This is a genomic window from Pseudomonas sp. RAC1, assembly GCF_030658255.1.
In the GTDB taxonomy this organism is placed as follows: Bacteria; Pseudomonadota; Gammaproteobacteria; order Pseudomonadales; family Pseudomonadaceae; genus Aquipseudomonas; species Aquipseudomonas boreofloridensis.
The window spans coordinates 203,912-210,892 of record NZ_JAUTXS020000031.1; the positions used below are offsets into that span (position 1 = coordinate 203,912).

At 64.6% G+C, this 6,981-nt stretch carries 6 protein-coding genes and 1 riboswitch; of the genes, 1 reads left to right on the forward strand and 5 read right to left on the reverse strand.

Annotated elements, in window-relative coordinates; all coding sequences use genetic code 11:
• Window positions 1-64 precede the first annotated feature (64 nt).
• Window positions 65-2,194 (reverse strand): TonB-dependent receptor, encoded by a 2,130-nt coding sequence (locus Q7C30_RS11450; RefSeq protein ID WP_317871568.1) that lies wholly within the window; start codon window positions 2,192-2,194, stop codon window positions 65-67.
• A gap of 107 nt (window positions 2,195-2,301) precedes the next feature.
• Window positions 2,302-2,527, reverse strand: a riboswitch (cobalamin riboswitch).
• 158 nt (window positions 2,528-2,685) lie between these two features.
• Here Q7C30_RS11450 and Q7C30_RS11455 point away from each other — a divergent pair.
• On the forward strand, window positions 2,686-3,432 hold the full coding sequence (locus Q7C30_RS11455) for an outer membrane beta-barrel protein (RefSeq protein ID WP_029614050.1): 747 nt from the start codon (window positions 2,686-2,688) through the stop codon (window positions 3,430-3,432).
• Window positions 3,433-3,499: 67 nt separating this feature from the next.
• On the opposite strand, the gene Q7C30_RS11460 is transcribed toward Q7C30_RS11455, so the two are convergent.
• The 4 genes from Q7C30_RS11460 to Q7C30_RS11475 all read right to left on the reverse strand — a co-directional run bounded on the left by Q7C30_RS11460 (window position 3,500) and on the right by Q7C30_RS11475 (window position 6,824).
• Complete coding sequence (locus tag Q7C30_RS11460) at window positions 3,500-4,069, reverse strand: N-acetyltransferase (RefSeq protein WP_116888083.1); 570 nt, start codon at window positions 4,067-4,069, stop codon at window positions 3,500-3,502.
• A gap of 109 nt (window positions 4,070-4,178) precedes the next feature.
• The gene (locus Q7C30_RS11465; protein ID WP_116888084.1) at window positions 4,179-5,570 is read right to left on the reverse strand and encodes a HAMP domain-containing sensor histidine kinase; all 1,392 of its coding nucleotides are present in this window, start codon (window positions 5,568-5,570) and stop codon (window positions 4,179-4,181) included.
• The gene (locus Q7C30_RS11470) at window positions 5,548-6,228 is read right to left on the reverse strand and encodes a response regulator transcription factor (RefSeq protein ID WP_039577318.1); all 681 of its coding nucleotides are present in this window, start codon (window positions 6,226-6,228) and stop codon (window positions 5,548-5,550) included. Before Q7C30_RS11470 ends, Q7C30_RS11465 begins: the two co-directional genes overlap by 23 nt.
• A 446-nt stretch (window positions 6,229-6,674) precedes the next feature.
• Window positions 6,675-6,824 carry a hypothetical protein gene (locus Q7C30_RS11475; protein WP_317871569.1) on the reverse strand — a complete coding sequence of 50 codons (150 nt, stop codon included), beginning with the start codon at window positions 6,822-6,824 and terminating at the stop codon, window positions 6,675-6,677.
• Between the last annotated feature and the right edge of the window lie 157 nt (window positions 6,825-6,981).

Sequence of the window (6,981 nt, forward strand, 5' to 3'; positions counted from 1 at the left end):
TCTTTTGGCGGTGTGGCGTTGTCTTGCCGCTTCGCAGGCCTTTTCCCAGCGAAGCGGCACAGCGTCAGAAGCGGTAGTCCAGCGTCGCGAAATACGACCGCGGCGTGCCCAGCAGCCACTGCTCGCCACTGTGGGCCGCGACCACATACTGGCGGTCGAACAGGTTGTTCAGTTGCAGGCCAAGACGCACCTCGGGCAGCACCTGCCAGCCAAGGTTGGCGTCCACCACGGTATAGCCCGGTACGCTGGCCAGGTTCGCAGTGTCGGCGTAACGCTGATCGACGTAGCGCAGGCCGACGCCGGCATCGACGCGCTCGCCGAAGCCTTTGCTCAGCCATAGATTGGCGGTGCGCCGAGGCACATTGGCCGGTCGATTGCCGGCGCGATCCTGGAACACGCCATCGACGCGTTCATCGAAATCGTCGTACCGGGCGCGCACCACCGCAGCGTTGGCCGACAGTTGCCAGTGTTGGCCCAGGTCCAGCTCCAGGCTGGCTTCCAGTCCGTCCGAGCGCTGCTGGCCGGCCTGCTGCTTGTCATGGGTCAGCGGATCGTCCACCAGCAGCTTCTTCTTGACGATGTGGTACGCCGCCAGGGTCCACTCGCCACGCCCCTCCCAGAAGCGCTGCTTGAGTCCTAGCTCGGTTTGCCTGGACTCGGTGAGGTCGTAGCCGATACGGCTGGCACTGAGGCTGACCAGGTCGCCCACGCCGTCCTCACTGGTCGAAAACTGGCCGTACAGCGACAGGTCGTCGCTGACCGCGAACACCAGTCCTGCACGCCAGTTGCCGCCGTTCAGGCTGCGGTCGACGCGGCTGTCGTCCACCAGGCTGTCGCGCTCGATATGGTTCTGGTCGCGGCGGATGCCGGTGACCAGCGACAAGCGCTCGCTGAGTTGGGTACGGTTTTCGGCGAACAGGGCGAAGGTGCGAGTCGTGGACAGGGTTTGCGGGCGGGTCGCGCTGGCGCTCTGGAAACGCCCGGGCGCTGGACTCCAGGGGTCGATGAAGTCGCCGGGTTGCAGGTCGTCGTAGGGCGAATTGCTGTCGACGTTGAAGCGGATCCGGTTGTACTCGGCGCCGACCACGGTCTTGCTGGTCAAACCGAACAGGGTGTGATCGAAACTCAAGCTCTGGCGGTCGCCGACCTGTTCCTGGTTGTGGCGGATTTCAAGGTAGCTTTGCCGGGCCAGCAGGTCGCGATCCGGGTCCCAACGGTAATCCTCGGCATTGCGCCAGTGCCGACGGCTCTTGACGTAGTACAGCTGGTTGCTGGCACTGACGCTGTCGCTGATGGCCCAGTCGGTGTTCAGTCGCGTCCACTCGTCGTGGTAGCGCTGCACATCGTTGCGGATGTTGTAGTTCTTGTCGCGCAGGCTGCCGTGCAGGCGGCCGTCGATCAGCGGGGTGCCGAAATAGTTCGCCGGCTGGTCATCGCCACGGTCGTGGGCGAGGGTGAAGCTCAGGTCGTCGCTGGCGTCGAAGCGCAGCGCCGCGTTCACCGCGAGGCTGCGCGAATCGGTGCGATCGACCCAGCCATTGCCCTGCTGCTGATCGAGGACCAGGCGGTAGCTGAGCCGCTCGCTCAGGCTACCGCCGCTGTCCAGGCCCATCTGTTGGCGGTCCCAGGAGCCGTAGCCCAGGCGCAGGTGGTTGCGAACTTCGCCTGCCAGGGGCTTTTTCGGGATCACATTGATGACCGCGCCGGTGGCACCTTCGCCGTACAACACCGAGGCCGGACCGCGAATCACGTCGATGCGCTCGACCATCCATGGATCGACCGGAAAGCTCTGGGTGCCGGCACCGGTGTACAGGCGCGAGCCGTCGAACAGGGTCATCACCGAGCTGTGGCCGGTGAAGCCTCGGGCGGAGAGGGCGGTGTTACCGTTGCCGGGCGTGCCGATCGAGGTGATGCCCGGCGCGCGGGTCACGGCGTCCTGTACGGTGCGGTTGGCGCGCTGCTGGATCTGCTCGGCGGTCAGGCTGCTGGTGCTGGCCGGGGTGTCGAAGGCGCTGAGGTTCAGGCGCGAGCCGGCCTGGGTCGGGGTGGCCAGGTCGATGCGTGATTCTTCCAGTGTGTCGGTGACGGCCGTTGCCGGCAGTGCGAGCACGCCGCCGGTGGAGGTTTCGGCCAGGGACGGCAAGGAGACGGCCATGCAGGCGGCCAGGGTGTGAAGGGTGAAGTGTCGGGACATGTCGTTCCACTGTTGCAGGAATGAATGGATCCCGGTGGAAACAACGCAAAGACGCGCGGCCCCGCACGCAAGCGCGGGGCACCGGCCTGCGCCCGCCCACCGCGGGTTTGCCAACTGAAGCTTCAGGCCGGTCTCCGGGCTTGCGAGGATCGTGAAGCCTTCACCTTCCCATGCCGATGCATTGCCGGTGCAATGCCGATGCACAGTGGTGTGTTGAAGGATTCGCTCGCTTACCGTTGCGGGGGCAGCGCCGGACTTGTCCACATGGACGCACCGGCTTCCCGTTTCACCCTGCGCACGGCGGCGCAGGACACCTGAAACTGGCGCGCATATGACCACCTGCCTGTGGGCGAGTCAATCGTTTGAGGGGATGGCGATGTGACAGACCGCAAATTCACGCTTTTTTCTCATATTTTTTTCGAACTTTTCTGCTGCACGTTGTCTCGAAACGACCGTTCGCCCTATTTATTCAGTCATGGAGACTTCTGCGAATGTTTACTGCAAAACTGCTGCGTCACGCTTGCGCATTGGCCCTGGTCGGTACGCCTCTGGCAGCGATGGCTGCGCCCAGCACCGATCCTCTGTTCACCTTTGGTCTGCTGGGCTCGTACAACAAGTTCAAATTCGAAGGCGGCAGCGACTCCGACAAGGAGCACATGGGTCAAGGCGGCGTGTTCGCCAACTTTGGCAACAAGATGACCGCCGAATCCGGCTTCATCTACCAAGTGGGTGCCGAAGCCAAGTACGGCAAGAAAAACGACGACAAGCTCAAGGAAGCTCAGGCTGACCTGGACCTGGGCTGGCGCGCCGCGCTGGATGCGCGCAACTTCGTCGACGTGATCATCGGTGGCGGCTACAGCTGGACCCGCTTCGAACCGGAGATCAACGATCTGGACACCAAGCTGACCTACAAGTCGCCGTTCGCCAAGGCCGCGCTGGGTTACAACCACCAGTTCGACGCCTCCACCCTGCGTGTGGAAGTGGGCGCTCGTCGCAGCATCGACGGTCGCGCGCGTCTTAAGGTCGAAGACTTCGAGAGCGACAGCGTCGACATGAAGGACCGTACCAACCCGTACGCCGAAGTGTCGCTGCTGATGAACCAGCAAGGCGCCATGCCGATTCAGGCCGGCCTCTACTACACCCGCACCGAATACAAGATCGACGAAGATTCGCCGGCTGCCGACAACACCAAGCTCAAGCGTGACGAGTTTGGCGTGAAGGTCGGTCTGGCGTTCTGACCCCGCGTGCCCCCGCCGTCCGGCAGGGGCGCAACGTACGTGATCGGTAGTGGCTGTGCGACAGCCTCTACCGACCGCGTCGCCGTGACACTTTTGCCTCGATGTTCTTGCGTCCGATCAGCAGCGCAGGTTTTTCCGTGACCGGCTCATCGGCCAACCACTTGTACATCACCAGGCAGTCCACCAGTCCCAGGTGGGCATGGCGATAGGCCTTGGGCAGGCGCCCGACGATCTCGAAGCCCAGCTTCTGCCACAGCGCCACCGCCACCTCGTTGCTCGACACCACCGAATTGAACTGCAAGGCCAGAAAGCCTTCCTGGCGCGCCAGCTTCTGCGAGTGCTCGCACATCGCCCGGGCCACACCGCGCCCGCGCGCCTGCTCGGTGACCATGTAACCGCAGTTGCCCACATGGGCCCCGGGGCCTGCGGCATTGGCCTTGAGGTAGTAGGAACCGAGCAACTGACCGTCGGCCTCGGCCACGTAGGTGTGCAGCGGCAGGTCGAGCCAAAGCTGGCGAGCCTGCTGCTGGGTCAGTTGCGGGTCGTAGGCGTAGGTTTCGCGCGCTTGGACGACGTGCTGGAAGGTCGGCCAGAAGCGCTCGAAGTCCTCGGCGGTCATGGGGCGGAGCTGGATCATGGGAATTCCTGCCAGGGCTGGGCAGGCAAGTCTGGCGGCGTGGCTGGCCCCTGGCAAGCCTGGATGAGGAGTCCAGGGCTGGCCAGAGGCGATCAGACCGGTGCTGGGGCTAGGCGCGCGCGTCGGCCGGCAGGCAGTGCAGCACCAGGCGTGCGCCGCCCCATTCGCTGCCACCGACTTCAAGGGTGAAGCCATGCAGGTCGACGATCGCCGCCACGATCGACAGCCCGAGGCCGAAGCCTGGATGACGATGGCCTTCTTCGCTGCGATAGAAGCGTTTGAGCACGGCGGTCCGTTCCTGTTCGGGGATGCCCGGACCGCTGTCCTCGATGGCCACATGCACGCCTGCGGCGTCCTGCACGGCCTGGATGCGCACCTGTCCGCCTTCGGGAGTGAACTTGATGGCATTGCCGACCAGATTGGCCAGGGCCTCGAACAACAGTTCGCGGTCGCCGTGCAAGGCGGGCAGGTGCGCGGGCTGTTGCAGTGTCAGGCGAATACCGCCGTCTTCGGCCAGGGGCAGGTAGAAGTCGTGCAGTTCGACCAGCAGGTTGTGCGGATCGAGCTCGACGAAGCCGGCGCGGCGTTGGCGGTCTTCCAGCTCACTGATGCGCAGCAGCCCGCGAAAGCGCGCCATGAGCGTGTCGGTCTCGCCGATGGCCTGGTCGAGGGCCTCGGCCTGGGCGGAGTCGGCGCCGCTTTGCTGGCGGATGCGGTAGAGCTGGGCGCGCAGGCGGGTCAGCGGGGTGCGCAGGTCGTGAGCGATGTTGTCGCACACGCCCTTGACCTCGTGCATCAGTCGTTCGATGCGGTCGAGCATGGCGTTGACGATGGCGGCCAGCATGTCCAGCTCGTCGCGCCGCGCCGACAGCGGCAAGCGGTGGGTGAGGTCGCCGGCGACGATCAGCTCAGCGCTGGCCTGCACCGCACGAATGCGCTTGAGCGGCCGTCTGCGCAGCAGGTACCAGCCCGCGAAGCCTGGGATCAACGTCAGCGAGATACCCCACAGCAGCGCGTGCAGGATGATCCGCGTGACCACGAACAGCGAGCCGTTATCGCGCACCAGGACCAACCAGCGGCCATCGGCCACCCGCAGACCCACGGCATCGCAACTGTCGCGCGGCAGGTGCGGATCGTCGGCGTCCAGGCAGCGCTTGAGTTCGTGGACCTTGCCATCGAGGGCGAGCTCGGACGGGACCGAGCGGATGCGCCCGCCCAGCGGATTGAGTTGTGCATCGAACAGGCCATAGGCATCGAAGCTGCGCTCCTCGAAGGCCTGGCTGGCGATAAGGGCGTCATCGAGTTGCTTGCCGGACATGTGCACGAACAGGTGCTGACGTTGCAGCATCGAGTGGCGGGTCAGCTTGTTCAGGTAGCTGGTGACCTCGAAGTACAGCACGCCCATGAGGATGCTGCTCCAGGCCACGAACAGGAAGCTGTACAGCGCCAGCAGGCGGCTGGTGGAGGAGCTCCAGCCTTTAGACGGGTTCGGCAATGGCATAGCCGGAGCCCCGTACGGTGCGGATCAGGGGCGTCTGGCCGGGGGGATCGATTTTCTTGCGCAGGCGGCCGATGTGCACGTCGATCAGGTTGGTGCCTGGGTCGAAGTGATAGCCCCAGACTTCTTCGAAGATCATCATCCGGGTGATCACCTGGCCGGAATGGCGCATGAGAAACTCGAGCAATTTGTATTCGGTGGGCAGCAGGTTGAGGCTGCTTTCGCCGCGGCGGGCTTCGTGGCTGATCAGGTCCAGCTCCAGGTCGGCGACCTGGAGGCGGGTCTGGGTCATGGGCACGCTGTTGCGACGCAACAGCACTTCGACGCGGGCGGCCATTTCATCGGAGGCGAAGGGTTTGGTCAGGTAGTCGTCACCGCCGGCACGCAGGCCGCGCACGCGTTCGTCGACGTCCGAGAGGGCGCTGATCATGAGGATGGGGGTGGCGATCTTCAAGCTGCGCAGGGTGGTGACGATGGTCAGGCCATCGACCTCCGGGAGCATGCGGTCGACGGTGATCATGTCATAGCCGCCGGCGATGGCTTTGGCCAGGCCTTCGCGGCCGTTGTCCGCCCAGTCGACTTCCAGGCCGTGGCTGGAAAGCTCGGCGACGATTTCCTGGGCGGTGACGGCGTCGTCTTCGATGGTCAGTACGCGGGGCATGCTAATAACCTGATCGGCGGGTGGATGGAGGGATTGTGCCAAAGAATAGAAAAGCAGGAATTTAAGAAAAATTCATCTTGGGTGGGGTGGGGGTGTGCTACTTCGGCGCTTTGGCCTTTTTTGGGGGGCTGCTGCTGCTGCTGCTGCTGCTGCTGGGTTTGGGTGGATATCCGGTGGCTTTGGTGAGGCTTAGTCACCTTTTCGCCCTTACGGCGACCCCCTTTTTTTCTTGGAAAAAAGGGGGGCAAAAACCGCTTGCTCCCGCATCCGGCCCCTGCGCTGCGCGCAGGGGTTCCCTCGCGCCGGTGGCACTCCGGGGGTACCGCGCTTAGGGGCCATCCATGGCCCCAAGCGCTTGACGGGCATCCATGCCCGTCAACCCCCTCCGTGCCACCTCTGCTCGGCCTCCTGAAGTCGCGATGGGCGGCGTCTGCACGATTGCGCGCTTAGAAGCGGGGCGGTGGGGCAGATGTGCGGGTGCGCTGCGCGATCGAATCGCCGTTGCCGTTGCCGTTGCCGTTGCCGTTGCCGTTGCCGTTGCCGTTGCCGTTGCCGTTGCCGTTGATCTTGATCTTAGTGCGCGGTAGTTCAAACACCGCCCATCGCGACCTCAGGAGGCCGAGCATAGGCGTTGCGCAGGGAGGTGACGGGCATGGATGCCCGTCAAGCGCTTGGGGCCAGGACGGCCCCTAAGCGCGGTCCTCCCGGAGCGACGCCGGCGCGAGGGAACCCCTGCGCGTAGCGCAGGGGCCG